A 24,885-nucleotide genomic window follows, 5' to 3' on the forward strand; every position below is an offset into this window, starting at 1 on the left:
CATGGCTGACGTGGTGAAGGCATGGCTTCCGTGGGAAGATCCCGACGCGTTTCTCGGTGGGGTCCCCGCGGGGTTCGACGTGGAGCTGTTCTCCGGCGCCGAGCGGCCGAAGTCGCTCGACGAGGTGGAGTTCTACGTGCCCAGTTACATGGGCGGTGGTGACGTCTTCGACGTCGTCAAGGAGATGCCTTCGCTGAAGGTCGTGCAGTTGCAGACGGCCGGGTTCGAGCACGTCCAGTCCCGGCTCGCGGACGGCGTGACCTTGTGCAACGCGCGCGGCGTGCACGACGCGTCGACGGCGGAGCTGGCGGTCGGGCTGATCCTCGCGACCTTCCGGAACCTGCCGCGCGCGGTCCGCGACCAGGAGCGGCAGGTCTGGCCGGACTCCTACGACCAGGTCGACGACTCGCTCGCCGACCGGACCGTGCTGATCCTCGGGTACGGCGCGATCGGCGAGGCGCTCGAGCGCCGGCTGACCGGGTTCGAGTGCGACGTGATCCGGGTCGCGCGGCGCGCCCGGGACGGCGTACATCCGATCTCCGAGCTGCCGGAGCTGCTGCCGCGCGCGGACGTCGTCGTCCTGCTGACGCCCGCGACGCCGGAGACCAGGCAGATGGTGGACGCGACGTTCCTGAAGCGGATGAAGGACGGCGCGCTGCTGGTGAACGTCGCGCGCGGTGTCGTCGTGGACACGGACGCGTTGCTCACCGAGCTCGGCACCGGGCGGATCCGGGCCGCGCTGGACGTCACCGACCCCGAACCGTTGCCCTCCGGACATCCGCTGTGGTCTGCTCCGAACGTACTGGTCAATCCGCACCGCGGTGGCGCCTCGACGGCGTTCGCGCCGCGGGTCGCCAGGCTGGTGCGGGCCCAGCTGGAGCGCTACGCCTCCGGGGAACCGTTGATCAATGTGGTGGCGGGGCCACCGCGCTGAGGAGGGACGAAGATGTCCGAGGCCGTACTGCTGATCGGGACCAAGAAGGGGCTCTGGATCGGCCGCAGTGACGCCGCTCGTCAGGAGTGGCGCCTCGACGGGCCGGTGCCCGAGTTCGAGATGCAGGGTGTGTACGCCGTGGGCATCGACACCCGCGGCGAGCGCCCCCGGCTGTTCGTCGGCGGCACCAGCGAGCACTGGGGCCCGGCGGTGTTCCACTCCGACGACCTCGGCGCGACCTGGGCGGAGCCGCCGGAGGGCTCGATCGGCTTCCCGAAGGACGCCGACGCGACGCTGGAGCGGGTCTGGCAGATCCAGGCCGCCCCGGCCGGTCAGCCCGGTGTCGTGTACGCCGGGACGCAGCCGTCGGCGTTGTGGAAGTCGACCGACGGCGGCGTGACGTTCGAGCTGGTCCGGGGCCTGTGGGAGCACCCGCACCGCAAGGAGTGGGGAGCCGGGTTCGGCGGTCAGGCGGTGCACACGGTGCTGCCGCACGCCAGTGATCCCGACCGGATCAGCGTCGCGATGTCGACCGGCGGCGTCTACCGGACGACCGACGGCGGGACGACCTGGTCCCCGGCGAACCACGGCATCAAGGCGTACTTCATGCCCGACCCGGACCCGGAGTTCGGCCAGTGCGTGCACAAGCTGGCGGCGCACCCCGACGTACCGGAGCGGATGTTCGCGCAGAACCACCACGGCGTGTACCGGTCGGACGACGGCGGGGCGATCTGGAAGTCGATCGCGGACGGGCTGCCGTCGGACTTCGGGTTCCCGATCGTCGTGCACCCGCACGAGCCGGAGACCGTGTACGTGTTCCCGCTGATCGCGGACGGCAACCGGATCCCGACCGAGGCGAAGTGCCGGGTGTACCGGTCCCGCGACGCCGGATCCACCTGGGAGCCGCTGACCGCGGGCCTGCCCGACGTGTCGTACGTCCCGGTGTTGCGGGACGCGATGACCACCGACACCGCTGACCCGGCCGGCGTGTACGTCGGCACCCGGGACGGCTGCGTCTACGCGAGCGCGGACGCGGGCGACAGCTGGGTCGAGGTCGCGAGCCACCTGCCCGACGTACTGACCGTCCGTGCCGCGGTGCTCGAATGATCGGAGTCCGGCTGCCGACCGTCCTGCGTCCGTTCGCGGGCGGCGCCGAGCGCGTCGAGGTCGAGGCCCGCACGGTCGCGGAGGCGTTCGCGGCGCTGGACGCACCGCTGCGGCGGCGCCTCACCGACGAGCAGGGAGCGGTCCGCCGGCACGTGAACGTGTACCTCGGCGACGACAACATCCGCGACCTGTCCGGCCTGCAGACCCCGCTCGCGGAGGGCGACGAGCTGCTCGTCCTCCCGAGCGTCGCGGGCGGCTGACGAGGTCCGGCAACCGCTCGCCCGTCCGGCGAGGGGGTTGTGGGGCACAGACGGCCGACTTACCGTCGATGGGGAAGGGGGCCGACGGCTGGGCCGTCGCCTGGGGGGTGCCCGGGGGAGGGGGCACCCTATGCACGCGTTCCTGGACCGGCTCGGGCGAGGGGCGGCGCGGCGGCACTGGTTCCTGATCGGGGGCTGGCTGCTGGTCGTGGTCGGCCTGTTCGTGCTGCGATCCGCGTTCGGCGGGACGTTCGTGAACAACTACACGGTCCCGGGCAGCGAGTCGTCGGCCGGTCTGGACATCCTGAACCGGGACTTCGCGACCGCCGGCGGGTATTCGGGCTCGATCGTGTTCCATGCGAAGAGCGGGCCGGTGTCGGCGCAGGCCGACGCGGTGAAGTCGTCGATGGACGCGGTCGGCAAGCTGCCGGACGTGGTTACCGCGGTCGACCCGCTGACCACGTCGCAGGCGGCGTACATCTCCAAGGACGGCAGCATCGTGAATGCGCCGGTCTCGTTCTCGGTGGTGCCGGCGTCGCTCGACAAGTCGTACGTCGGCAAGCTGGACGCGGCCGTGCAACCGGCCCGGGCGGTCGGTCTGCAGGTCGAGTACGGCGGCGGTGCGGGGCAGATCGGGAAGCAGGCGAATGACGGGCCGTCGGAGGCGATCGGCCTGGCGCTCGCGTTGCTGCTGCTGTTCCTGATGTTCCGGTCGGTGGTCGCGGCCGGTCTGCCGCTGGTGGCGGCGGTGTTCAGCGTCGGCGGCGGGCTCGCGATCCTCGGGCTGCTGGCCGCGGTGAAGGACTTCCCGGTCTCGGCGCCGACGGTGGCGACACTGCTCGGGCTCGGCGTCGCGATCGACTACGGGCTCTTCCTGGTGTCGCGGCACCGCGAGCAGCTCGACGACGGGATGAGCGTGGAACAGTCGGCCGGCCGCGCGGCGTCGACGTCCGGCGCCGCGATCCTGGTCGCCGGCGGCACCGTGGTGATCGCGATCCTCGGCCTGTACGTGTCCGGCGTACCGTTCGTCGGCGCGCTCGGGTTGTCGTCGGCGCTCGTCGTCGCGGTGACCGTGCTCGCGGCGCTGACGCTGATCCCGGCGCTGCTCGGGCTCGCGAAGCTGACCGTCCTGAACCGCAAGGACCGGAACCACCTGGTCGCCGAACGGGCGGTCGAGGCCGAGCTCGCGAACGACGCCGCGATCGCGGCGCACCGCGCGGAGGAGCGGGAACGGCGGGACACCAAACACGAAGCGAGTGCGTTCGCGCGCTGGGGCCGGAAGGTCAGCAACCGGCCGTGGCCGTACGGCATCGCGGCCACGCTCGTGCTGCTCGTACTCGCGATCCCGTTGCTGTCGATGTCGCTCGGTCAGCTGGACGCCGGCACCGATCCGACGCAGGATTCCAGCCGGAAGGCGTACGACCTGATCGCGCAGGGGTTCGGTCCCGGGGCGAACGGGCCGCTGACAGTCGTCGTACAGCTCCAGTCGGTGGCCCAGGGCGACCGCGCGACGGTGCTGAGTGGGCTGCAGTCGACGCTGCAGAAGACGTCCGGCGTCGCCGCGGTACAGCCGCCGAACACGAACAGCGCGGGGACGACCGCGATCATCACCGTGATCCCGACGACGTCGCCGTCCGCGGCCGCCACCGAGGACCTGGTGAACCGGATCCGCACCGACGTGCTCGCCGGGCAGCACGAACCGACGTACGTGGTCGGCACGACGGCCGGGTACGTCGACTTCACCGAGAAGGTCGGCAGCCGGATGCCGTGGCTGATCGGCGCGGTCGTGGTACTCGCGTTCCTGCTGCTGACGGTGGCGTTCCGGTCGCTGCTGATCGGCGTGAAGGCGGCAGTGCTGAACCTGCTGTCGGTCGGGGCGGCGTACGGCGTGATCGTCGCGGTCTTCCAGTGGGGCTGGGGTTCGTCGCTGGTCGGGATCGACGAGAAGGTGCCGATCCCGTCGTTCGTGCCGATGCTGATGTTCGCGATCGTGTTCGGGCTGTCGATGGACTACGAGGTGTTCCTGCTGTCCCGCGTGCACGAGGCCTGGATCGCCACCCGGGACAGCCACCGCGCGGTCGCGATCGGGATCGGCGCCACCGCCCGGGTGATCACCACCGCCGCGGCGATCATGATCGTGGTCTTCCTGAGCTTCGTGCTCGACGACGACCCGACCGTGAAGATGCTCGCCGTCGGCATGGCCGTCGCGGTCCTGATCGACGCCAGCATCGTCCGGATGATCCTGGTCCCTTCGGTGATGACCCTGCTCGGCGAACACGCCTGGTGGCTGCCGCGCTGGCTGGACCGCATCGTCCCCGACATCCAGCTCGAAGGCGGCGAACCCGAAGGCGCCCCGGCGGACGAGGTGCTGATCCCCGATAAACAACTGTCCAGCACGCCGCGGGAGTGACTACCGTCGGGCCGCATGAGCAACGTCCTCCTGCTGACCGGTCCGTGTGGCTCGGGCAAGACCACGGTGGCGCGTCTGGTAGCGACCAACGCGCCCCGCCCGACGATGCACCTGACCACCGACGAGTTCTATCGGGGTATCCGGACCGGCTTCGTGGCGCCGTATCTGCCGGGATCCCAGGCGCAGAACGAGGTCGTGATCGATGCGGTCGTCGCAACCATCGGCGTCTATGTGCGCGGCGGATACGACGTCGTGGTGGACGGGATCATCGGACCGTGGTTCCTCTCGCCCTTCCGGGCCGCTGCCGCAACAGGCGAGTGGCGGATGTCGTACGCCGTCCTGCGCCCGGACCTCGGGACGACCCTGCGGCGTGGGCAGAATCGTCCCGAGCCCGAGCTGACGGACGCCGAGGCGCTGACCGGCATGCACGAGGCGTTCAACGACCTCGGAAAACTCGAGGGGCATGCGATCGATACCTCCGCGCTCGACGCCGGCGCGACGGCGGCCGTGGTGCGGGAAGCCGTTGCCAACGGCACCTACCTGCTCAGTGTCTGAAGAGCCGTAGGCCGGTCGCGGTCCAGGTGATGCCGCGGTCCGCGCAGGCGGCGGCGACCTCGTCGGAGCGGATCGAGCCGCCGGGCTCGACGATGTGGGTGACGCCGTACCGCTCGGCGACCTCGACGTTGTCCGCGAACGGGAGGTGGCCGTCGGACACCATCGTCACGCCGGTGAGCGGGCCGTCCGACCAGAGCGCGGCCTTCTCCCCGGCGAGCCGGGTGCAGTCGACGCGGGACTGCTGTCCGGCGCCGACGCCGATCGTCATCCCGTCCTTCACCATCACCACCGTGTTCGACTGCGTGTACCGCGCGACGATCATCCCGAGCACCGCGTCGTCCGGCAGGTCACCCGGCATCGGCGCGACATCCCGATCCTGGGTCAGCCGTACGCCGTAGATCTCGCGGACCTCCTCCGCGGGCGGCTCGTACGACGGGTCGATCTCCAGCACCAGGTACGTCCCGCGCTTCTTCGCCGCGAGGATCTCCAGCACGCCGTCGTCGTACCCGGGCGCGACGATCCCGTCCGACACCACCCCCTTCAGGACCGCGGCCAGCTCGAGGTCCACGCGGTGCGAGACCGCGACGAAATCGCCGTACGACGACTTCGGATCCGCGGACCGCGCCCGCGTGTACGCCGCCGCGACCGTCGGGCCGAGCGCCGCACCCGCGGGGGAGACGTGCTTGTACGACGCGGCTGCCGGTACGCCGAACCGCTCCGCCGCCTCCCGCACCAGCTGCCACCCGGTCAGCGCGTCGAGGATGTTGATGTACGACGGCGCACCCGCGCGCACCGTGAACGGCGCGTCGTCGTACCGCGCCGCCTGATGGGGATTCATGCCGTACCGCAGCTGCATCAGCTCTCCTTGGTCGCCCGTACCACGATCAGCCGGGACTTCTCCTCGAACGGCTCCCCGTGCCAGCCGCCGTCGACCGCCACGTCCGAGAAGCCGGCCGCGCGCAGATCCGCGGTGATCTCCTCCGCGGTCCGGAAGTACAGGACGTTCCGGTAGACCGCGTCATGCCCGTCCTCGAACACGTTGTGCGCGTCGAACGCCACCCGCCCGTCGGCGATCTCGATCAGCTCGAGCCACTCCTTGAGATGCCCGGCCACGGTGTCGCGTTCGCCGTACGTCGCCTCGCTGGTCCACTGCTCCCACGCCCGGACGGCCGGGTTCCGCGACTCGAACGCGAACATGCCGCCGGGACGCAGCGCGCCGGCGATCGCGACGACCGTGTCCGCGTGCTCGGCGACGTGCATCATCGTGTTGCCGCTGCTGACCACGAGATCCACGTCGCCGGCCGGCGGTACGGCGCGGTGGTCGCCCTGGATCCAGGTGACCGCCTCGGCGCCGGGCTGCTTGCGCGCGTACCCGAGCATCGTCGGGCTCGGGTCGATCCCGATCACCTCCCGCCCCGGCGCGACCAGCGACCGCGTCAGCAGCCCGGTACCGCAGCCGAAGTCCAGCACCTTCGCGGCGCCGGCGGCCAGGGCGCGGTAGTACTCGTGGTCCTCCCCGGCGGGGTTGTCCAGGTCGTAGAGCTGTACCAGTTGTTCGTCGCCGTACGGGTCGTCAGTCACTCTGAAGAGCCTAGGCGTTGCGCTTTACTGCGCGGCCACCCAGCCGTAGATGTCCGCGGGGCGGCCGGCGTCCTCGGCGTGCCGCGGGTCGAACGGACCGTGCTTGCTGACCTGGTCGCCGGAGTTGCCCTCGACCGTGGTGATCTTCCCGTCGGTGCCGACGGCAACGACCACGCCGGTGTGCACACTGGTGTCGGTGTCGTCCGGGCCGGTGCCGTAGAGCACGATGTCGCCGGGCTGCATGCCGGTGTCGCCGGCGTGCGCGCGGCCCTTGTCCTGGCCCCAGGTGTAGATGTCGCCGGTGAAGCCGTAGTTCGGGATGTCGATGCCGGCCTGCCGCCAGGTCCAGGTGGCGAAGTGCGCGCACCACGGCTCGCACGGTCCGTACGGGTTGCAGTTGCTGCCGGGCGGGGTCTCCTGCTGGCCGACTTCGCCGTTGGCGGCGTTCACGATCGCGGTCCGGGTGTCGGCGGCGGACGCGGTCAGCGAGACCGTTCCGGTCAGCGCGACGAGGACCGCGGCGAGGAGCAGACGTAACGAGAGGCGCATGGGTCACTCCGATCAGGAGAGGGGGCGGTAGAAAACTTTCAAACGATCTCTCCAGATCAGTATGTGACTTACCAGGAGGCCGAATCCATTACAGTGTCGTCTCGACTATTTGTAAGACGGCTGTCTCAGAAAATGAGACGGTACGCGGCTGAACTTGACCCGGTTGCCAGGTGTCGGCGAATAATGCCTACATGCGATCGATTCTCCTCGTACTTGTGCGGCGCGCCGACTGACGCGACCACCGAGTCGAGCGCGCCCCTTCAGCCAACCCGGCGGAAGGGGTTTTTTGTTGCCCATGCGACTATCCGAGACCCGGAGGCGCGGCGGTAACGGCCACAAGCGAGGATGGATCGGTCGCGAACAAGTCAAATCGTGACAGGACAGGAAGGCTCTCTCATGAGTGAGCAGCTGACCGGGGCACAGGCTCTGATCCGCGCACTGGAACATGCCGGAGTGGACACCGTCTTCGGCATCCCGGGTGGCGCGATCCTCCCGGCGTACGACCCGATGCTCGACTCGACCCAGATCCGCCACATCCTGGTACGTCACGAGCAGGGCGCCGGCCACGCCGCCCAGGGGTACGCCGCGGCGTCCGGCAAGGTCGGCGTCTGTATGGCGACCTCCGGCCCGGGCGCGACGAACCTGGTGACGCCGATCGCCGACGCGTACATGGACTCGGTGCCGATGGTGGCGATCACCGGCCAGGTGGCGGGCGCCGCGATCGGGACGGACGCCTTCCAGGAGGCGGACATCCGCGGCATCACGATGCCGATCACCAAGCACAACTTCCTGGTCACCGACCCGAACGACATCGCCACCACGATCGCCGAGGCGTTCCACATCGCCTCCACCGGCCGGCCCGGCCCGGTGCTGGTCGACGTCACCAAGGATGCGATGCAGACCACCGGCGTCGACTTCCAGTGGCCGACCGAGCTCGCGCTGCCCGGCTACCGGCCGGTGACCCGCCCGCACCCCAAGCAGGTGCGCGAGGCGGCCCGGCTGATCGTCGCGGCCGAGAAGCCGGTGCTGTACGTCGGCGGCGGCGTGATCCGCGCCCAGGCCAGCGCCGAGCTGAAGGAACTGGCCGAGTTGCTCGGTATCCCGGTCGTCACCACGCTGATGGCCCGCGGCGCGCTGCCCGACACCCACGAACTGCACTTCGGGATGCCCGGCATGCACGGCTCGGTGTCCGCGGTCGGCGCCCTGCAGCGCTCCGACCTGCTGATCACGCTCGGCGCCCGCTTCGACGACCGGGTGACCGGCAAGCTCGACTCGTTCGCGCCGGACGCGAAGGTGATCCACGCCGACATCGACCCGGCCGAGATCGGCAAGAACCGGGCCGCGGACGTGCCGATCGTCGGCGACTGCAAGGAGGTCATCACCGACCTGCTCGCGGCGCTGCGGACCGAGATCGCGACCGCCGGCCGGACCCCGTCGTACGACGCCTGGCGGCACCAGTTGGAGGACGTCCGGACCCGCTACCCGCTCGGGTACGACGAGCCCGAGGACGGCACGCTGTCGCCGCAGCACGTGATCCAGCGGATCGGCGAGATCGCCGGCCCGGACACGGTGTACACCGCGGGCGTCGGCCAGCACCAGATGTGGTCCGCGCACTTCCTCCCGTTCGAGAAGCCCGGTCACTGGCTGAACTCCGGCGGCCTCGGCACCATGGGGTACGCCGTACCGGCCGCGATGGGCGCCAAGGTCGCGCGCCCGGACAAGACCGTGTGGGCGATCGACGGCGACGGCTGCTTCCAGATGACCAACCAGGAGCTGGTCACCTGCGCGCTGGAGGGCATCCCGATCAAGGTTGCCGTGATCAACAACCAGTCGCTGGGCATGGTCCGGCAGTGGCAGACGCTGTTCTACGACAAGCGGTACTCCAACACCGACCTGCACTCGACCCGGATCCCGGACTTCGCCAAGCTGGCCGAGGCGATGGGTGGGGTCGGGCTGCGCTGCTCCGACAAGGACTCGCTGGACGCCACCATCGAGAAGGCGATGGCGGTCACCGACGCACCGGTCGTCGTCGACTTCGTCGTGCACCGCGACGCGATGGTGTGGCCGATGGTCGCGGCCGGCGTCAGCAACGACGAGATCCAGATCGCCCGCGACATGGCCCCGAGCTGGGACAGCGAGGAACTGTGATGAGCAAGCACACTTTGTCGATCCTGGTCGAGAACAAGCACAGCGTGCTGGCCCGGGTGGCCGCGCTGATCTCCCGTCGCGGGTTCAACATCGACTCGCTCGCGGTCGGTCCGACCGAGCACCCCGAGGTGTCCCGGATGACGATCGCGGTGACCGTCGACGAACAGCCGCTCGAGCAGATCACCAAGCAGCTCAACAAGCTGGTGAACGTGATCAAGATCGTCGAGCTGGAGCCCACTCAGACGGTGCAGCGCGAGCTGCTGCTGGTCAAGGTCAAGGCGGACACACTGACCCGCGGACAGGTGCTGGAGACCGTCCAGCTGTTCCGTGCGAAGGTGGTGGACGTGGCACCGGACGCGATCACGATCGAGGCGACCGGTAATCCCGAGAAGCTCGAGGCCATGCTCCGGGTGCTGGAACCGTTCGGCGTCCGCGAGCTGGTGCAGTCCGGCATGGTGGCCATCGGCCGCGGCAGCCGCTCGATCTCCGACCGCACGCTGCGGCCGGTCCCGGTGCCGCCGCCGCACGTCCAGACCGGACCGCCGAACCTGCAGGCGCGACCCGCCGAACGTTCGCACCCGGTACCGGCGCCGCCGCCGGGCCGTACCGCCGCCGTACCGAATCAACACTAAGGAGAAGTGCCCGAAGTGGCTGCTGAAATGTTCTACGACGACAACGCCGACCTGTCGGTGATCCAGGGTCGGCACGTGGCCGTCCTCGGCTACGGCTCCCAGGGCCACGCCCACGCGCTCTCGCTGCGCGACTCCGGCGTCGACGTCCGCGTCGGCCTGCCGGAAGGCTCCAAGAGCCGGGCGAAGGCCGAGGCGCAGGGCCTGCGGGTCGTCACGCCGGCCGAGGCCTGCGAGGAGGCCGACGTGATCGTCGTGCTGGCTCCGGACCCGGCGCAGCGCAAGCTCTACAAGGAGGCCATCGAGCCGAACCTGGTCGACGGCGACGCGCTGGTCTTCGGGCACGGCTTCAACATCCGGTTCGGCTACATCAAGCCCCCGGCCGGTGTCGACGTCTTCATGGTCGCCCCGAAGGGCCCGGGCCACCTGGTCCGTCGCGAGTACTCCGAGGGTCGTGGCGTACCGGTGCTGGTGGCCGTCGAGCAGGACGCCACCGGCAAGGCGTGGGACCTGGCGCTGTCGTACGCGAAGGGCATCGGCGGTCTGCGGGCCGGCGGTATCAAGACCACCTTCACCGAGGAGACCGAGACCGACCTGTTCGGTGAGCAGGCCGTCCTCTGCGGTGGCGTGTCGGCGCTGATCCAGGCCGGTTTCGAGACGCTGACCGAGGCCGGGTACCAGCCCGAGGTCGCGTACTTCGAGTGCCTGCACGAGCTGAAGCTGATCGTCGACCTGATCTACGAAGGCGGCATCGCCAAGCAGCGCTGGTCGGTCTCCGACACCGCCGAGTACGGCGACTACGTGTCCGGCCCGCGGATCATCGACGCGTCGGTGAAGGCCCGGATGAAGGAGGTCCTCGGCGACATCACCGACGGCACCTTCGCGGCCCGCTTCATCGCCGACCAGGACGCCGGCGCGCCGGAGTTCGCCGAGTTCCGCAAGCAGAGCGAGGCGCACCCGATCGAGGCCGTCGGCAAGGACCTGCGCGGCCTGATGGCGTGGGTCAAGTCCCACGACGAGGACTACGTCGAGGGCTCCGCCGCCCGCTGACCGGGCTGCTGAGATACATCCCGAAAGGGCCCGGACCGTTCGCGGTCCGGGCCCTTTCGTTTGCAACAATGTGTGACGGTTCCGGTTCGGTGGGGGAGGTGAGCGGTGGCGAACGACGCGTTGCCGCGTCCGCCGCGGCGGGTCCCGGCCGGGGCCGGGTCGCTCACCCAGCTCGAGGCGCCGAGCCGGCCGGGCGGTCCGCAGCCGCCGGTCCGCGGCCCATGGATCTTCGGGCGTTTCCTGGCCGGCCTGATCGTGCTGCTGGTGATCGTCGCGGCCGGCGCCGGCGGAGGCTGGTACCTGCGCCAGCGCAGCGTGCGGATCGACACCGACGCCGTACTGAAGTCCGCCGGACCGGCCGTGGTTCGCGTACTGGCCACCACCTGCGCGGGCACCGGTGAGGCGTCCGGCGTACTGGTCGACAACGGGCGCGTGCTGACCGCCGCGTCGGCGGTCGACCAGGCGATGTCGATCGTGGTCCTGGCGCCGGACGGGCGGATCCGGCGCGCCAACCTGCTCGGGACCAGCGCCGACGGGGTCGCCGTCCTGCAGTCGATCGGCTTCGACGACACGCCGTTGCGGCTGCCCGCGGCCGGCCCGGAGCGGAAGGCCGAGCGCGCGCTGATCGGCTACACCGCGGCCGGCAAGCAGGTGATCAACCCGATCGGTTCCGAGGCCGACCCGGCCGCGCTGAGCCAGTTCATGAACGCGGCCAAGCTGGGCGGCCCGGTGGTGGACAGGTCCGGCGAGCTGATCGGACTGGTGACCGGCGCGACGGTGCAGGCCGCCGCGGTCGTGCCGCTGGCCGAACTCCGTCAGTACGTCGCCCCCACGCCGTCCGGCGTCACCGTCGCCACGGCGGGGTCCTGCCCCGACGCGCACGGTCCGCAGAACGCGATCGCGCCGGAGCTGCAGGTCGCGAAGACACCGCTGGCCAAGGAGGTGCAGGCGATGCTCGGCGACTACCTGACCCTGCAGAACCGGCACGCCTTCGACCAGGTGCAGGGGCTCTACTCGCCGCAGCTCGCCAAGACGCTGACGCCGGCGAGGGACCGCCAGAGCCGCGGTACGGCGTACTTCTTCAACCCGAGGATCACCGCACTCGCCCCGGACGGCTCGTACGCGCGGATGGCGTACGACGTGCTGTTCTCGCCGACCGCGGACGGCGCCGCCGGCGGGACGTGCAACCGGCTCGACAACCGGTTCGAGCTGATCCGCGCGGGCGGCAAGCTGCTGATCAACCGGTCCGTGAAGGCCTCGGAGCCGGTGGCCTGCGAGACCGGCTGACCGGGATACGGGTCCCCGCACACAGCCCGCGACGGACGCGGTACCATCGACGCAGCGGGCACAGCGCGGTGCTCTGAAGATCATGAGCCCCTACCGCTTGCAGGAGATTCCTCCATGACTGACGTAACCCGGCCCGTCGTCCTGATCGCCGAAGAGCTCAGCCCGGCCACCGTCGAGGCGCTCGGCCCCGACTTCGAGATCCGGCACACCAACGGCGCCGACCGCGCCGAGCTGATCCCGGCGATCGCCGACGTCGACGCCATCCTGATCCGCAGCGCCACCAAGGTGGACGCCGAGGCGCTCGCCGCCGCGAAGAAGCTGAAGGTCGTCGCCCGCGCCGGCGTCGGCCTCGACAACGTCGACGTCAAGGCCGCCACCCAGGCCGGCGTGATGGTGGTCAACGCGCCGACCTCCAACATCGTCAGCGCCGCCGAGCTCGCCGTCGCGCTGCTGCTCGCCTCCGCCCGCCGGGTCCCGGCCGCGAACGAGTCGCTGAAGAAGGGCGAGTGGAAGCGCAGCAAGTACTCGGGTGTCGAGCTGTTCGAGAAGACCGTCGGCATCGTCGGCCTCGGCAAGATCGGCGTCCTGGTCGCGCAGCGGCTGGCCGCCTTCGGCATGAACGTGATCGCCTACGACCCGTACGTGCAGGCCGGCCGGGCCGCGCAGATGGGCGTCCGGCTCGCCTCCCTGGACGAGCTGCTGGCGGCCAGTGACTTCATCTCGGTGCACCTGCCGAAGACCCCAGAGACCATCGGCCTGATCGGCGACGAGCAGCTGCACAAGGTCAAGCCCGAGGTCATCATCGTGAACGCGGCCCGCGGCGGCATCGTCGACGAGCAGGCGCTCTACAGCGCGCTGAAGGAAGGCCGGGTCGCGGGCGCCGGGCTGGACGTGTTCGCGTCCGAGCCGTGCACCGACTCGCCGCTGTTCGAGTTCGAGAACGTCGTCGTCACGCCGCACCTCGGCGCCTCCACCGACGAGGCCCAGGAGAAGGCCGGGATCGCGGTCGCCAAGTCGGTCCGGCTCGCGCTGTCGGGCGAGCTGGTCCCGGACGCGGTGAACGTCCAGGGCGGCGTGATCGCCGAGGACGTCCGGCCGGGGATCGCGCTGACCGAGAAGCTCGGCCGGATCTTCACCGCGCTGGCCGGTGGCGTCGCGCAGCAGCTCGACGTCGAGGTCCGCGGCGAGATCACGCAGTACGACGTGAAGGTGCTCGAGCTGGCCGCGCTGAAGGGCGTGTTCGCGGACGTCGTCGAGGACAACGTGTCGTACGTGAACGCACCGCTGCTGGCGGCCGAGCGGGGCCTCGAGGTCCGGCTCGTCACCGACCACGACAGCCCGGAGCACCGGAACCTGATCACGCTCCGCGGCACGCTCGCCGACGGCGCGCAGGTGTCGGTGGCCGGCACGCTGGTCGGCGTCCGGCAGTCGGAGCGGCTGGTCGAGATCGACGGGTTCGACGTCGAGATCGAGCTCGCGGCGCACCTGGCGTTCCTCACCTACGAGGACCGTCCGGGCGCGGTCGGCCAGATCGGCCGGATCCTCGGCGACTCCGACGTGAACATCGCCGGCATGCAGGTCAGCCGGGACCGCAAGGGCGGCAAGGCGCTGGTCGCGCTGTCGGTCGACTCGAAGATCGCGCCCGCGGTGCTGGACGAGATCACGGCCGCCGTACAGGCCGCGACGGCCCGGTCCGTGGACGTCGAGGACTGATTCACCCGAACGACTGATTTACTGGAGGCGGTCAGCCGCCCGCAGGCGCATGGCGGCTGACAAGGGCCCGAGCTCCATAGCTCGGGCCCGCTTCATGTTCAGCGCCGGGTGGCGAGCAGGACTGCGGCGTCCGGGGCGACCATCACCTCGACGGTGGTGAAGCGCTGGTCCATCAGCCATTCCTGGCGGAGCGTGTCGACCCGGCCCTCGTACATCGGCGGCCAGACCGCGGACGGCGTGAAGTCGTCCAGTACGACGAAGCCGCCGGGCTCGACGACGTCCGCGATCACGTCGCGGGCGGACAGCTTCGCCTCGCGCGCGTCCACGAACAGCAGCGCGAACGGGCCGCGCTCGATCAGTGCGGTCCAGTCGGCCGAGACGACCTCGATCCGCTCGTCCGCGGCGAACAGTTCGTCGACCGCCTGCGCGAGCTGCGGGTCGCTCTCCGCGGTGACGATGGTGGTGCCCTCGCCGGCGCCGCTGCGCAGCCAGGCCGAGCCCACGCCGCAGCCGGTCCCGAGCTCACCGAGCAGGCCGGACTTGGAGGCCGCGAGGGCGGCGAGCAGCCGGCCCGTCTCGTTCCTGGTGGAGCTGACGAATCCGCGCCGGCCGGACAGGCTGAGGGCCGCCGACACCAGCGGCGGCAGTTCTGGAGGAGCACTCACGGGCTGAGGGTGGCACAGGTCCGGTCCAGTGCTCGCACCGAGATCTCACATCTCGGGACAACCTGCCCGCATTGTGGAGAAATAGTCGGACGTGCGAGTAAATTCGTGCGCATCCTGCCGCCCACGACATATTGGGGAGGAGCAGCATGTACGACATGTATCCAGCCAACTGGCCGGCCGTCGACGGCCGGGAGCGGAAGGTGGCCCGCCGGCGCCGTCCGGCCCGCCCGGCGCCCGCACGCGAGGTCAAGGCTGTCCAAGAGGCCATGAACCGCCGTGACAATGGGGGAGAACCCAACAAGTGAGCGAGACGAAGAACTTCACGCTGGCCGTCGTCCCGGGTGACGGGATCGGACCGGAGGTCACCACCGAGGCGCTCAAGGTCCTCGACGCGGTAGCCGCGCAGCACGGCGTGACGTTCGAGCGGACCGAGTACGACCTCGGTGCGAAGCGCTGGCACGCCACCGGTGAGACGCTGCCGGACGCCGAGCTGGAGGAGATCCGCACGCACGACGCGATCCTGCTCGGCGCGGTCGGCGACCCGAGCGTGCCGTCCGGCGTCCTCGAGCGCGGTCTGCTGCTCAAGCTCCGGTTCACCCTCGACCACTACGTGAACCTGCGGCCCTCGAAGATCTACCCGTCCGTCGGCTCCCCGCTGGCGAACCCGGGTACCGTCGACTTCGTCGTCGTCCGCGAGGGCACCGAGGGCCCGTACGTCGGCAACGGCGGCGCGCTCCGCGTGGGTACCCCGGCCGAGATCGCCACCGAGGTGTCGGTGAACACGGCGTACGGCGTCGAGCGGGTCGTCCGGGACGCGTTCACGCGGGCGCAGGCGCGGCCGCGGAAGAAGCTCACGCTCGTCCACAAGAACAACGTGCTCGTGCACGCCGGCCACCTGTGGAAGCGGACCGTCGACGCTGTCGCGGCCGAGTTCCCGGAGATCACCGTCGACTACCTGCACGTGGACGCGGCGACGATCTTCCTGGTCACCGACCCGGCGCGCTTCGACGTGATCGTCACCGACAACCTGTTCGGCGACATCATCACCGACCTGGCGGCCGCGATCAGCGGCGGCATCGGGCTGGCCGCGAGCGGCAACATCAACCCGGACCGGACCGCGCCGAGCATGTTCGAGCCGGTGCACGGCTCGGCGCCGGACATCGCCGGCCAGCAGAAGGCCGACCCGACCGCGGCGATCCTGTCCGCGGCGCTGCTCCTGGAGCACCTCGGGCTGCCGGAGGCGGCGCGCGCGATCGAGGCGGCCGTCGAGGCGGACATCGAGGAGCGGACGGGCGCTGCCCGCAGTACTGCCGAGATCGGCGACGCGATCGCCAAGCGCGCGGCGGGCTGACCGGTGGCCGTCTGCGCAGCCCCCGGTGCGGCCGGGGGCGATGCTCGCCTGACCAGTGCGACGAGAGGTACGGTGCGGCTATGAGCGCCTTAGAGTTCACCGTTGAGCCGAGCACCCATTTGGCCGGCGACGACCAGCGCGCCCAGATCCTGGCGAACCCGGGATTCGGGCAGTACTTCTCGGACCACATGGCGATCGCCACCTGGACGGCCGAGAAGGGCTGGCACGACGCACGGATCACCGCCTTCGGTCCGCTGGAGCTTTCTCCCGCGACCTCGGTGTTCCACTACGCCCAGACGATCTTCGAGGGGATGAAGGCCTACCGGCACCCCGACGACTCGATCCACCTGTTCCGCCCCGAGGCGAACGCGGCCCGGTTCCAGCGGTCCGCGCAGCGGCTCGCGCTGCCGGAGCTGCCGACCGAGGTCTTCCTCGACTCGCTGCACAAGCTGGTCGAGATCGACAAGGACTGGGTGCCGGGCGGCGGCGAGACGTCGCTGTACCTGCGGCCGTTCATGTTCGGCTCGGACCCGTTCCTCGGCGTCCGCCCGTCGGCGAAGGTCACGTACTGCGTGATCGCGTCGCCGGCCGGCTCGTACTTCGCGAACGGCGTGAAGCCGGTCCGGATCTGGCTGAGCGAGGAGTACACCCGCGCGGCCCCCGGCGGTACCGGCGCGGCGAAGACCGGCGGCAACTACGCGTCGTCGCTGCTCGCCCAGGCGGAGGCGATCGAGCAGGGCTGTGACCAGGTCGCGTTCCTGGACGCGGTCGAGAAGAAGTGGGTCGAAGAGCTCGGCGGGATGAACCTGTACTTCGTCCTCGACGACAACTCGGTGGTCACCCCGGAGCTGTCCGGGACGATCCTCGAGGGCGTCACCCGGGACTCGATCCTGAAGCTGGTCACGGATCTCGGCTACACGGTCACCGAGCGGAAGATCTCGGTCGACGAGTGGCGCGAGGGTGCTGCCTCCGGCAAGGTCAAGGAGGTGTTCGCCTGCGGTACGGCCGCGGTCGTCACCCCGGTCGCCTCGCTGAAGTGGCACAGCGGCGAGATCCGGATCGGCGACGGCAACGGCGGCCCGGTCACCGCGGCCGTCCGCTCGGCCCTCCTCGACGTCCAGTACGGCCGCGCCGCCGACCCACACGGCTGGATGACCCGCGCTTTCTGAGCCTTTCCGATCAACGCCCGGCAGCCACGGCTGCCGGGCGTTTTTCATAGCTTCTTCTCAGCTCGACGCGTGGGACGGCGCTCGTCGGCCGGGCGACGGACCCGATAGGGTCGGGCGGCATGAGCGGCTTTCCGGCTGAGGTCGAGGGGTACTACGCGGAGCTCGCCGAGCGGCGCGGCTGGTCCGACGAGACCGTCGCGGCGATCCGGTCGACGGTGGAGCTGATCCGGGACCTCGACCGCGGAACGGCGCCGCGGACGTACGGCGCGGCCGTCGACGACTACGGGACCGACTGGCTGTACGAGGCCGTCTGGCACGAGCGGGAGTGGGTCGTGATCCGCCAGCTCGGCGCCGGCGAGGACGGCGAGACCACCCGCTACTGGTGGCAGCGGCTCGAGGACGACGAGGGCATGCTCACCGACAAGTCCCTGGACCGCGACGACTGGGGCCTGCGCCCGCTGACCCGCGAGGACTTCTACACCGCGTGGGACGACCCGGGCTGGTCCCTTACTGCCTAACCCCCACCCCGCCGTACCCCCACCCCGCCGTACCCCCACCCCGCCGTACCCCCACCCCGCTGTACCTGCACCCCGCCGTACCTGCACCCGGGCGGTATCTGCACCCCCGCCGTACACGCACCTCGGCGTACCCGCCTCCCGGCCGTACCCGCGCTGCGTCCCACTCGCCCCACCCGCACGCGACCTACCAGCCACGTCGCCCGCGTCCCGCCCGGGTGCGGCGGCGTCACAATTCCGGGGATATCCGCTCCTCTTGGGGGTTATCTGCTCTTATACGAGCAGATAACCCCCAACACGAACGGATATCCCCTCGTGGCGCGGACGCGCGGACGCGCGGGGAGCGCGGTGGCGGGGAGTGTGGTGGTGCGGTGGCGGGGAGCGCGGTGGCGCGGAGGCGGGGAGTTGGGTGGGCGGGTAGGTAGGTGGGGATGGGACTGGCGTGGGCGCTGGAGTACTGGTTGGCGTACTGAATGGTCGAGATGCGAGACGCGGTCGTTACCGATCGGTGATTGTGTGGCAGACTTCGAAGCGTCATGAAGCACTATCGGGTGATTATTCGCTAGGCGCGCTCAGCAAGCTGTACCTGAGCGCGCAGACCTCTCGCACCTTGCGGGAGGTTTTTTGTTTGCCCGACAAGACCCCCGGAAGGCCGACCGCATGAGCATCTCGGACGATTTCCACGTGTACGACACCACCCTGCGCGACGGCGCGCAGCAGGAGGGGCTGGCGCTGTCGGTGGCCGACAAGATCGCCATCGCGCAGCACCTGGACGCGTTGGGGGTCGGCTTCATCGAGGGTGGCTGGCCGGGGGCGGTGCCGAAGGACACCGAGTTCTTCGAGCGGGCGCGGACCGAGCTGCACCTGCGGAACGCGACGTTCGCGGCGTTCGGCGCGACCTGCAAGCCGGGGACGCCGGCCGCCGACGACCAGCAGGTCGCCGCGCTCCGCGACTCCGGTGCGGGGGTCGTCACCCTCGTTGCCAAGAGCCACGACGCGCACGTCGAGCGGGCGCTCCGGACGACCCTCGACGAGAACCTCCGGATGGTCGCCGACACGGTCCGGCATCTACGGGAGAACGGGCAGCGGGTCTTCCTGGACACCGAGCACTTCTTCGACGGCTACCGGACGAACCGGGCGTACGCGCTCGAGGTCGTACGGGTGGCCGCCGAGGCCGGGGCCGACGTGGTGGCCCTGTGCGACACGAACGGCGGGACGCTGCCGCGGGAGTTGCAGGAGGTCGTCCGCGACGTACTGGAATCGACCGGGGCCCGGCTCGGCATCCACTGTCACAACGACGCCGGCTGCGCGGTGGCGAACTCGATCGCCGCCGTCGAGGCCGGCGTCACGCACGTCCAGGGCACGATCAACGGGTACGGCGAACGCACCGGCAACGCCGACCTGCTCGCGATCGTCGCGAACCTCGAACTCAAGCGCGGCCTGGAACTGCTGCCCGCGGGCAACCTGGCCGAGTCGTTCCGGATCGCGCACGCGATCGCCGAGGTGACGAACGTGCCGCCGTCGAACCGGGCGCCGTACGTCGGGCTGTCGGCCTTCGCGCACAAGGCCGGGCTGCACGCGAGCGCGATCAAGGTGGACCCGGATCTCTACCAGCACACGGATCCGGCGCTGGTCGGCAACGACATGCGGATGCTGGTGTCGGAGATGGCCGGCCGGGCGAGCGTGGAGCTGAAGGGCCGCGAGCTCGGGTTCGACCTGAGCAACGAGCGCGAGCTGGTCAGCCGGGTGACCGAGCGGGTGAAGGACCTGGAGTCCCGCGGGTACACGTTCGAGGCCGCCGACGCGTCGTTCTCGCTGCTGCTCACCGAGGAGGTCGACGGCAAGCGCGCGAGCTTCTTCGACGTCGAGTCCTGGCGCGTGATCACCGAGTCGCGCGCCGACGGCGAGGCGGTGTCCGAGTCCACGGTGAAGCTGGTCGCGGCGGGGGAGCGGGAGATCGTCACCGGCGAGGGCAACGGCCCGGTGAACGCCCTCGACCACGCACTGCGGACCGCGATCGAGCGCGCGTACCCGGCGGTGAACAAGTTCGAACTCGTCGACTACAAGGTCCGCATCCTCGACCAGGGACACGGGACGGACGCGGTGATCAGAGTCCTCATCGAGACCGCGGACGGCGAAGGCTCCTGGGTGACGGTCGGCGTAGGCCACAACATCGTCGAGGCCTCCTGGGAAGCCCTGGTCGACGGCTTCACCTTCGGCCTGCTGCGCCACAACGAGGTCGCCCGATGAGCCTCCTCGCGGTTGAACGCGTCCTCACGGTCTTCACCGCCCGCATCGTCGAGGTCGACGGCCTCCTCGCCCGCGTCGCCGTCCTCCTGAACCCGTACGACGTCCGCGAGCTCTCCCTCTCCCTCGACCAGGGCGAACTCCGCATCGTGGTCGAAGGCAACGGCTTCGACGCCGAGCGGGTAGCCGCCCGCCTGGACAAGGTGATCGGCGTGCTGGACGTCGCGATCAGCTGAGCCCTGCGTGGTGTGCGAGGATCGCGGCCTGCACCCGGTTCGTCAGCTGCAGCTTGGCGAGGATCCGGCTGACGTGACGTTTCACGGTCGCTTCGCTCAGGTACAGGCGTTCGGCGATGTCGCTGTTCGCGAGCCCTTCGCCGACCGCGGCCAGGACGGCACGTTCCTTGTCGGTCAGGATCTGCAAGCGCCGTACGGCGTCCGCGCGCCGGGGATCGGCCGCACCGGTGAGCTGGCCGAGCAGCCTCCGGGTGACCTGTGGTGACAGCATCGCGTCACCGGCCGCGGCGCTGCGGACCGCCTGCGAGATCTGCTCCGCGGTCGCGTCCTTGAGCAGGAACCCGACCGCGCCGTTGCGGAGCGCGGTCGCGACGTACTCGTCCAGGTCGAACGTGGTCAGTACGACGACCTTGGGCGGCTGCGGCAGCCGGTGCAGCTCCGCGGTCGCGGAAAGCCCGTCGACGTGCGGCATCCGGACGTCCATCAGCACCACGTCCGGCTCGTGCAGCCCCGCCTGCTCGACGGGCGCGGGGGAGGAGGGCTGGGGCCCGGATCCGGAGGCGTTCGAGCGGGCGATGAAGCGCTGGTACTTCGACACCGCGCTGCCGACGTCGCCGAACTCGATCCGGACCCTCGCCGCGGTCGTGGATCCGCGGCACATCCTGTTCGGCACCGACTGGCCGGCGCGGACGGACCCGCAGGTCCGGGGACTCACGACCGCGTTCGACCGTGACCCGGCGATGAGCAGCGCGCTGCGGCAGCGGATCAACCGGCAGAACGCCCTCGACCTGCTGCCGTCGCTCCGCCGCAGGTTGACGAAATAGACAGCCTGAACTGGACAGTTTGGACTGTCTAAATTAGGCTGCAGGTATGACTTCGGCATCGGCGAACCAGGCGGCGAGCGAGGTGCGGGTCGTCTTCGGCCGGGTGAAGCGGCGACTGAAGGCGTTGGCCGAGACGGATGATCTGACGCCGTCGCAGTCGTCGGTGTTGAGTCGGCTGGACAAGGACGGGCCGGCGAGCGCGAGCCAGTTGGCGGCGGCCGAGCGGATTCGGCCGCAGTCGGTGGCGGCGATCCTGACCGCGTTGCGGGACGCCGATCTGATTCAGCGGCATCCCGATCCGTCGGACGGGCGGCGGCAGGTGGTGTCGTTGACGTCGAAGGGGCGGCATCGGCTGCAGGGTGACCGCAAGGTGCGTCAGGAGTGGTTGGCGCAGACGTTGCAGGAACACTGCACGGAGGCCGAGCGGCAGACGATCATCAAGGCGCTCGCGCTGCTCGACCACGCGATCGAGGCGGCCGAGCGTTGACGGAGCGTTTCGATCGGCGGCTGATCGCGCCGATGCTGGTCGGGTCGGTGCTGAACCCGATCAACTCGTCGATGCTGGCGGTGGCGCTGATCCCGATCGGTGCCGCGTTCGGCATCCCGCCGTCACAGACCGCCTGGCTGGTCACCGGCCTGTACCTCGCGACCGCGGTCGGCCAGCCGGTGATGGGCCGGCTGGTCGACATCTTCGGCCCGCGCCCGCTGTACCTGATCGCGACCTCGCTGGTCGGTGTCGCCGGCCTGCTCGGCGCGTTCGCCCCGAACCTCGGCGTGCTGATCGCCTCCCGCGTCCTGCTCGGATTCGGTACGTCGGCGGCGTACCCGGCGGCGATGTCCTTGATCCGGACCGAGGCGGATCGCACCGGGATGGAGACGCCGGCCGTCATCCTCAGCAGCCTGTCGATCGCGAACCAGGTGATCGCGGTGATCGGCCCGACGCTCGGCGGCCTGCTGATCGGGCTCGGCGGCTGGCACCTGATCTTCACGATCAACGTGCCGCTGTCGCTGATCTGCGTCGTGCTCGGCACGCTGTGGTTGCCGCGGACCACCCGTTCGCGGAGCGCCGGTGGCCTCGACTATCCCGGCATTCTGTTGTTCGCGGCAACGTTGGTGTCGCTGATGCTGTTCCTGATGCGCCCGGCCGTTTCGCGCTGGTACCTGTTGGTGCTCGCGATCGCTCTCGGCGTCACGTTCGTGATCGCACAGCTGCGGGTGGTTGCGCCGTTCATCGATCTGCGGGTGCTGGGCGGCAACCGTCCGCTGATCATGACGTACCTGCGGCAAGTGCTCGCGTTCGTCGGCGCGTACTCGTTCCTGTACGGATTCACCCAGTGGCTGGAGGAGGCGCGCGGGCTGAACGCGTCCCGGGCCGGCCTTCTTCTGTTGCCGTTGTCGCTCGCGGCGGTGGTCGTCACGGCAGTCACCGGACGGCGAGCGGCGATCCGCGGCAAACTCGTTGCCGGTGGCGCCTTTCTGCTGGCGGCCGCGGCCGCGCAGCTGTTCGTCGGTTCGAGTACGCCGGTGTGGATCCTCGCCGTCGTCGGCGTGATCGCCGGCGTACCGCAGGGCCTGAACAACCTGGCCAACCAGACCGCCCTGTACCAGCAGGCCGATCCGGCCCGGATGGGCTCGTCCGCGGGCCTGCTGCGGACCTGCGTGTACGTCGGCGCGCTGATCTCGGCGGCCGCCAACGCGCACTTCTTCCAGCACGGCGCGACCACGGCCGGTCTGCACGAGATGGCGGTGTTCCTGCTCGTGATCGCCGGCCTGCTGATGCTCGTAACTCTCCTGCAACTCCCCGAATAGAGAGGCTCCGCTGTGCCTGTCACAACGCTTGACCCGAAGACCGCGCTGGTCGTGGTCGACCTGCAGAACGGCGTCACCAGGCTGCCGGGTGATCCGCATCCGACGCCCGGCGTGATCGCGAAGACGGTCGAGCTCGCCGACGCGTTCCGCAAGCACGACCTGCTCGTGGTCCTGGTCCGGGTGAGCATCGCCGCCGACGGTGCCGACTGGGTCCCGGGCCGTACCGAGCAGCCGCCGCGCTCCGCCCGACAGGCGCCGCCGCCCGGCGCGGACCAGATCGTCGACCAGCTCGCCGGACACGCCGAGGACATCATCGTCACCAAGCGGAACTGGGGCGCGTTCCACGGCACCGACCTCGACATCCACCTGCGCCGCCGCGGCATCACCCAGATCGTGCTGACCGGCATCGCCACCAGCATCGGCGTCGAGTCGACGGCGCGGGCCGCGTTCGAGCACGGGTACCACGTGACGCTGGCCACCGACGCGATGACCGACATGTCCGCGGACGCCCACGAGAACTCGCTGACCCGGATCTTCCCCCGCCTCGGCGAGACCGGCACCACCGCGGAGATCATCGCGCTGCTCGGGTGAATTCGGTTAGGAAGGTTTACTAACAGTCGCTCCGCCGGTTAGCTTGGCTGTCTCCGCCCCATCACCAGGAGGCAGCCATGCGACTGCGACGCCCACTCCTACTCACCCTCACGCTGACCCTGTGCGCGGGCTTGCTGACCGGCCGGCCCAGTACGGCCTCGCCGCCGGCGTTCAAGCATCCCGGCGTACTCGTCGACCAGGCGCAGCTCGACTACGCACGACAGCAGGTCCAGAAAGGCGCTCAGCCCCAGAAGGTGGCGTACGACGCGATGAAGGCCAGCCCGTACGCCGCCTTGACCTACACGCCGAAGCCGCGCGCGATCGTCGAGTGCGGCTCCAGCTCGAACCCGAACAACGGGTGCTCCGACGAGCGCAACGACGCGCTCGCGGCGTACACCCAGGCGCTGCTGTGGTACTTCACCCGCGACGACCGGTACGCGAAGAAGTCGATCCAGATCATGGACGCGTGGTCCGCCGTACTGAAGGACCACACCAACAGCAACGCCCCGCTGCAGACCGGCTGGGCCGGGGCCTCGTTCTCGCGGTCCGGCGAGCTGATCAAGCACACGTACGGCGGCCCGTGGGCCCAGCGCGGGCGTTTCGAGAAGATGCTCCGCGACGTGTACCTGCCCGAGATTCGCAACGGCGCCGGCTGCAAGAACGGGAACTGGGAACTGATCATGACCGACGCCGCCATCGGTATCGCGGTGTTCCTCGACGACCACGCGGCGTTCGACAAGGCCGTGAGCATCTGGCGCGGGCGACTGCCCGGGTACGTGTACGAGAAGTCCGACGGTTCCTACCCGAAGGCGCCGTCGACCTGCGCGAAGAACACCCGCCAGGAGATCGTCGACTACTGGCAGGGTCAATCGACCTTCACGAACGGCCTGTCCCAGGAGACCTGCCGCGACTTCGGCCACACCGGCTGGGGTCTGACCGCCGCGACCCAGATCGCCGAGACCGCCTACCACCAAGGCGTCGACCTGTACGCCGAAGCCGGCAAACGCCTGACCGACGCGTACACGTTCCACACCCGCCTGGAGAACGGTGCCGCGACACCTTCGAACCTCTGCGGCGGCACCGTGAAGAAAGGCCTCGGCCCAGTCACCGAAGTCATCTACAACCACTACCACAACCGCCTGGGCCAGTCGCTCCCCGAGGTCCTGCGCTACACCGAAGCCAAACGCCCCGCCGGCGCAAACTACTTCTTCGCCTGGGAAACCCTGACCCACGCGAACAACCCGCGCTGAGAGAG

At 70.0% G+C, this 24,885-nt stretch carries 26 protein-coding genes; 21 read left to right on the forward strand and 5 right to left on the reverse strand.

Features of this window, described 5'->3' with window-relative positions; all coding sequences use genetic code 11:
• The first annotated feature begins 1 nt into the window (after position 1).
• The 5 genes from ACXJJ3_RS35745 to ACXJJ3_RS35765 all read left to right on the forward strand — a co-directional run bounded on the left by ACXJJ3_RS35745 (position 2) and on the right by ACXJJ3_RS35765 (position 5,266).
• Entirely contained in the window at positions 2-934 is a 933-nt protein-coding gene (locus tag ACXJJ3_RS35745) for a 2-hydroxyacid dehydrogenase (RefSeq protein WP_458166321.1), read from the forward strand.
• Positions 935-946: 12 nt separating this feature from the next.
• Complete coding sequence (locus ACXJJ3_RS35750) at positions 947-2,041, forward strand: WD40/YVTN/BNR-like repeat-containing protein (RefSeq protein ID WP_458166322.1); 1,095 nt, start codon at positions 947-949, stop codon at positions 2,039-2,041.
• Entirely contained in the window at positions 2,038-2,301 is a 264-nt protein-coding gene (locus ACXJJ3_RS35755; protein ID WP_458166323.1) for a MoaD/ThiS family protein, read from the forward strand. Before ACXJJ3_RS35750 ends, ACXJJ3_RS35755 begins: the two co-directional genes overlap by 4 nt.
• Positions 2,302-2,431: 130 nt before the next feature.
• Positions 2,432-4,711, forward strand: coding sequence for an MMPL family transporter (locus ACXJJ3_RS35760; RefSeq protein ID WP_458166324.1), 2,280 nt, complete (start codon positions 2,432-2,434; stop codon positions 4,709-4,711).
• Positions 4,712-4,726: 15 nt separating this feature from the next.
• On the forward strand, positions 4,727-5,266 hold the full coding sequence (locus ACXJJ3_RS35765; protein WP_458166325.1) for an AAA family ATPase: 540 nt from the start codon (positions 4,727-4,729) through the stop codon (positions 5,264-5,266).
• Here ACXJJ3_RS35765 and ACXJJ3_RS35770 read toward each other — a convergent pair.
• The 3 genes from ACXJJ3_RS35770 to ACXJJ3_RS35780 are packed head-to-tail and all read right to left on the reverse strand — an operon-like array spanning position 5,256 to position 7,396.
• Entirely contained in the window at positions 5,256-6,122 is an 867-nt protein-coding gene (locus tag ACXJJ3_RS35770; protein WP_458166327.1) for a 5-aminoimidazole-4-carboxamide ribonucleotide transformylase, read from the reverse strand. The two genes, ACXJJ3_RS35765 and ACXJJ3_RS35770, sit on opposite strands and share 11 nt — an antisense overlap.
• A complete protein-coding gene (locus tag ACXJJ3_RS35775) occupies positions 6,122-6,847 on the reverse strand; it encodes a class I SAM-dependent methyltransferase (protein ID WP_458166328.1) in 726 nt (241 codons plus the stop codon). Before ACXJJ3_RS35775 ends, ACXJJ3_RS35770 begins: the two co-directional genes overlap by 1 nt.
• A 24-nt stretch (positions 6,848-6,871) precedes the next feature.
• Positions 6,872-7,396, reverse strand: a complete 525-nt coding sequence (locus ACXJJ3_RS35780) for a CHAP domain-containing protein (RefSeq protein ID WP_458166329.1) — start codon at positions 7,394-7,396, stop codon at positions 6,872-6,874.
• 396 nt (positions 7,397-7,792) lie between these two features.
• Between ACXJJ3_RS35780 and ACXJJ3_RS35785 the strand changes: the two genes are divergently transcribed.
• From ACXJJ3_RS35785 to serA, 5 genes are all read left to right on the forward strand, one after another.
• Entirely contained in the window at positions 7,793-9,544 is a 1,752-nt protein-coding gene (locus ACXJJ3_RS35785) for an acetolactate synthase large subunit (RefSeq protein WP_458166330.1), read from the forward strand.
• On the forward strand, positions 9,544-10,176 hold the full coding sequence (gene ilvN, locus ACXJJ3_RS35790) for an acetolactate synthase small subunit (RefSeq protein ID WP_458166331.1): 633 nt from the start codon (positions 9,544-9,546) through the stop codon (positions 10,174-10,176). Before ACXJJ3_RS35785 ends, ilvN begins: the two co-directional genes overlap by 1 nt.
• A gap of 27 nt (positions 10,177-10,203) precedes the next feature.
• A complete protein-coding gene (gene ilvC / locus ACXJJ3_RS35795) occupies positions 10,204-11,223 on the forward strand; it encodes a ketol-acid reductoisomerase (protein WP_458171984.1) in 1,020 nt (339 codons plus the stop codon).
• 105 nt (positions 11,224-11,328) lie between these two features.
• Entirely contained in the window at positions 11,329-12,510 is a 1,182-nt protein-coding gene (locus ACXJJ3_RS35800) for a trypsin-like peptidase domain-containing protein (protein ID WP_458166332.1), read from the forward strand.
• A 114-nt stretch (positions 12,511-12,624) separates the two neighbouring features.
• Entirely contained in the window at positions 12,625-14,223 is a 1,599-nt protein-coding gene (gene serA, locus ACXJJ3_RS35805; protein ID WP_458166333.1) for a phosphoglycerate dehydrogenase, read from the forward strand.
• A 98-nt stretch (positions 14,224-14,321) separates the two neighbouring features.
• Here the strand turns inward: serA and ACXJJ3_RS35810 are convergent, their stop codons facing one another.
• Positions 14,322-14,888: an O-methyltransferase gene (locus tag ACXJJ3_RS35810; RefSeq protein ID WP_458166334.1), complete on the reverse strand. Its 567-nt coding sequence runs from the start codon at positions 14,886-14,888 to the stop codon at positions 14,322-14,324.
• 146 nt (positions 14,889-15,034) lie between these two features.
• Between ACXJJ3_RS35810 and ACXJJ3_RS35815 the strand changes: the two genes are divergently transcribed.
• From ACXJJ3_RS35815 to ACXJJ3_RS35840, 6 genes are all read left to right on the forward strand, one after another.
• A complete protein-coding gene (locus ACXJJ3_RS35815) occupies positions 15,035-15,193 on the forward strand; it encodes a hypothetical protein (protein ID WP_458166335.1) in 159 nt (52 codons plus the stop codon).
• Positions 15,190-16,239 carry a 3-isopropylmalate dehydrogenase gene (locus ACXJJ3_RS35820; protein WP_458166336.1) on the forward strand — a complete coding sequence of 350 codons (1,050 nt, stop codon included), beginning with the start codon at positions 15,190-15,192 and terminating at the stop codon, positions 16,237-16,239. Before ACXJJ3_RS35815 ends, ACXJJ3_RS35820 begins: the two co-directional genes overlap by 4 nt.
• 80 nt (positions 16,240-16,319) lie before the next feature.
• Complete coding sequence (locus ACXJJ3_RS35825) at positions 16,320-17,408, forward strand: branched-chain amino acid aminotransferase (RefSeq protein WP_458166337.1); 1,089 nt, start codon at positions 16,320-16,322, stop codon at positions 17,406-17,408.
• A 119-nt stretch (positions 17,409-17,527) separates the two neighbouring features.
• Positions 17,528-17,926 carry a hypothetical protein gene (locus ACXJJ3_RS35830; protein ID WP_458166339.1) on the forward strand — a complete coding sequence of 133 codons (399 nt, stop codon included), beginning with the start codon at positions 17,528-17,530 and terminating at the stop codon, positions 17,924-17,926.
• A gap of 657 nt (positions 17,927-18,583) precedes the next feature.
• Positions 18,584-20,173, forward strand: a complete 1,590-nt coding sequence (cimA, locus tag ACXJJ3_RS35835) for a citramalate synthase (protein WP_458166340.1) — start codon at positions 18,584-18,586, stop codon at positions 20,171-20,173.
• Positions 20,170-20,406, forward strand: a complete 237-nt coding sequence (locus tag ACXJJ3_RS35840; protein ID WP_458166341.1) for a hypothetical protein — start codon at positions 20,170-20,172, stop codon at positions 20,404-20,406. The genes cimA and ACXJJ3_RS35840 overlap by 4 nt, the downstream gene beginning before the upstream one ends.
• Here ACXJJ3_RS35840 and ACXJJ3_RS35845 read toward each other — a convergent pair.
• Complete coding sequence (locus ACXJJ3_RS35845; RefSeq protein WP_458166342.1) at positions 20,399-21,004, reverse strand: LuxR C-terminal-related transcriptional regulator; 606 nt, start codon at positions 21,002-21,004, stop codon at positions 20,399-20,401. The genes ACXJJ3_RS35840 and ACXJJ3_RS35845 overlap by 8 nt on opposite strands.
• Here ACXJJ3_RS35845 and ACXJJ3_RS35850 point away from each other — a divergent pair.
• The 5 genes from ACXJJ3_RS35850 to ACXJJ3_RS35870 all read left to right on the forward strand — a co-directional run bounded on the left by ACXJJ3_RS35850 (position 20,982) and on the right by ACXJJ3_RS35870 (position 24,880).
• Positions 20,982-21,230, forward strand: coding sequence for an amidohydrolase family protein (locus tag ACXJJ3_RS35850; RefSeq protein WP_458166343.1), 249 nt, complete (start codon positions 20,982-20,984; stop codon positions 21,228-21,230). The two genes, ACXJJ3_RS35845 and ACXJJ3_RS35850, sit on opposite strands and share 23 nt — an antisense overlap.
• Positions 21,231-21,276: 46 nt before the next feature.
• Positions 21,277-21,717, forward strand: coding sequence for a MarR family winged helix-turn-helix transcriptional regulator (locus tag ACXJJ3_RS35855; protein ID WP_458166344.1), 441 nt, complete (start codon positions 21,277-21,279; stop codon positions 21,715-21,717).
• Positions 21,714-23,039 carry an MFS transporter gene (locus ACXJJ3_RS35860; protein WP_458166345.1) on the forward strand — a complete coding sequence of 442 codons (1,326 nt, stop codon included), beginning with the start codon at positions 21,714-21,716 and terminating at the stop codon, positions 23,037-23,039. The genes ACXJJ3_RS35855 and ACXJJ3_RS35860 overlap by 4 nt, the downstream gene beginning before the upstream one ends.
• Positions 23,040-23,051: 12 nt before the next feature.
• Entirely contained in the window at positions 23,052-23,630 is a 579-nt protein-coding gene (locus tag ACXJJ3_RS35865) for an isochorismatase family protein (protein ID WP_458166346.1), read from the forward strand.
• Positions 23,631-23,707: 77 nt separating this feature from the next.
• Positions 23,708-24,880, forward strand: coding sequence for an alginate lyase family protein (locus tag ACXJJ3_RS35870; protein ID WP_458166347.1), 1,173 nt, complete (start codon positions 23,708-23,710; stop codon positions 24,878-24,880).
• The last annotated feature ends 5 nt before the right edge of the window (positions 24,881-24,885 follow it).

Source organism: Kribbella sp. WER1, from assembly GCF_054189145.1.

What these genes read in the sequence shown, in the direction of transcription:
- ACXJJ3_RS35745 (WP_458166321.1), top strand. Translation starts at nt 2, where the DNA reads ATGGCTGACGTGGTGAAGGCATGGCTTCCGTGGGAAGATCCCGACGCG.
- ACXJJ3_RS35750 (WP_458166322.1), top strand. Translation starts at nt 947, where the DNA reads ATGTCCGAGGCCGTACTGCTGATCGGGACCAAGAAGGGGCTCTGGATC.
- ACXJJ3_RS35755 (WP_458166323.1), top strand. Translation starts at nt 2,038, where the DNA reads ATGATCGGAGTCCGGCTGCCGACCGTCCTGCGTCCGTTCGCGGGCGGC.
- ACXJJ3_RS35760 (WP_458166324.1), top strand. Translation starts at nt 2,432, where the DNA reads ATGCACGCGTTCCTGGACCGGCTCGGGCGAGGGGCGGCGCGGCGGCAC.
- ACXJJ3_RS35765 (WP_458166325.1), top strand. Translation starts at nt 4,727, where the DNA reads ATGAGCAACGTCCTCCTGCTGACCGGTCCGTGTGGCTCGGGCAAGACC.
- ACXJJ3_RS35770 (WP_458166327.1), bottom strand. Translation starts at nt 6,122, where the DNA reads ATGCAGCTGCGGTACGGCATGAATCCCCATCAGGCGGCGCGGTACGAC.
- ACXJJ3_RS35780 (WP_458166329.1), bottom strand. Translation starts at nt 7,396, where the DNA reads ATGCGCCTCTCGTTACGTCTGCTCCTCGCCGCGGTCCTCGTCGCGCTG.
- ACXJJ3_RS35785 (WP_458166330.1), top strand. Translation starts at nt 7,793, where the DNA reads ATGAGTGAGCAGCTGACCGGGGCACAGGCTCTGATCCGCGCACTGGAA.
- ilvN (WP_458166331.1), top strand. Translation starts at nt 9,544, where the DNA reads ATGAGCAAGCACACTTTGTCGATCCTGGTCGAGAACAAGCACAGCGTG.
- ilvC (WP_458171984.1), top strand. Translation starts at nt 10,204, where the DNA reads ATGTTCTACGACGACAACGCCGACCTGTCGGTGATCCAGGGTCGGCAC.
- serA (WP_458166333.1), top strand. Translation starts at nt 12,625, where the DNA reads ATGACTGACGTAACCCGGCCCGTCGTCCTGATCGCCGAAGAGCTCAGC.
- ACXJJ3_RS35815 (WP_458166335.1), top strand. Translation starts at nt 15,035, where the DNA reads ATGTACGACATGTATCCAGCCAACTGGCCGGCCGTCGACGGCCGGGAG.
- ACXJJ3_RS35825 (WP_458166337.1), top strand. Translation starts at nt 16,320, where the DNA reads ATGAGCGCCTTAGAGTTCACCGTTGAGCCGAGCACCCATTTGGCCGGC.
- ACXJJ3_RS35830 (WP_458166339.1), top strand. Translation starts at nt 17,528, where the DNA reads ATGAGCGGCTTTCCGGCTGAGGTCGAGGGGTACTACGCGGAGCTCGCC.
- cimA (WP_458166340.1), top strand. Translation starts at nt 18,584, where the DNA reads ATGAGCATCTCGGACGATTTCCACGTGTACGACACCACCCTGCGCGAC.
- ACXJJ3_RS35840 (WP_458166341.1), top strand. Translation starts at nt 20,170, where the DNA reads ATGAGCCTCCTCGCGGTTGAACGCGTCCTCACGGTCTTCACCGCCCGC.
- ACXJJ3_RS35850 (WP_458166343.1), top strand. Translation starts at nt 20,982, where the DNA reads ATGAAGCGCTGGTACTTCGACACCGCGCTGCCGACGTCGCCGAACTCG.
- ACXJJ3_RS35855 (WP_458166344.1), top strand. Translation starts at nt 21,277, where the DNA reads ATGACTTCGGCATCGGCGAACCAGGCGGCGAGCGAGGTGCGGGTCGTC.
- ACXJJ3_RS35870 (WP_458166347.1), top strand. Translation starts at nt 23,708, where the DNA reads ATGCGACTGCGACGCCCACTCCTACTCACCCTCACGCTGACCCTGTGC.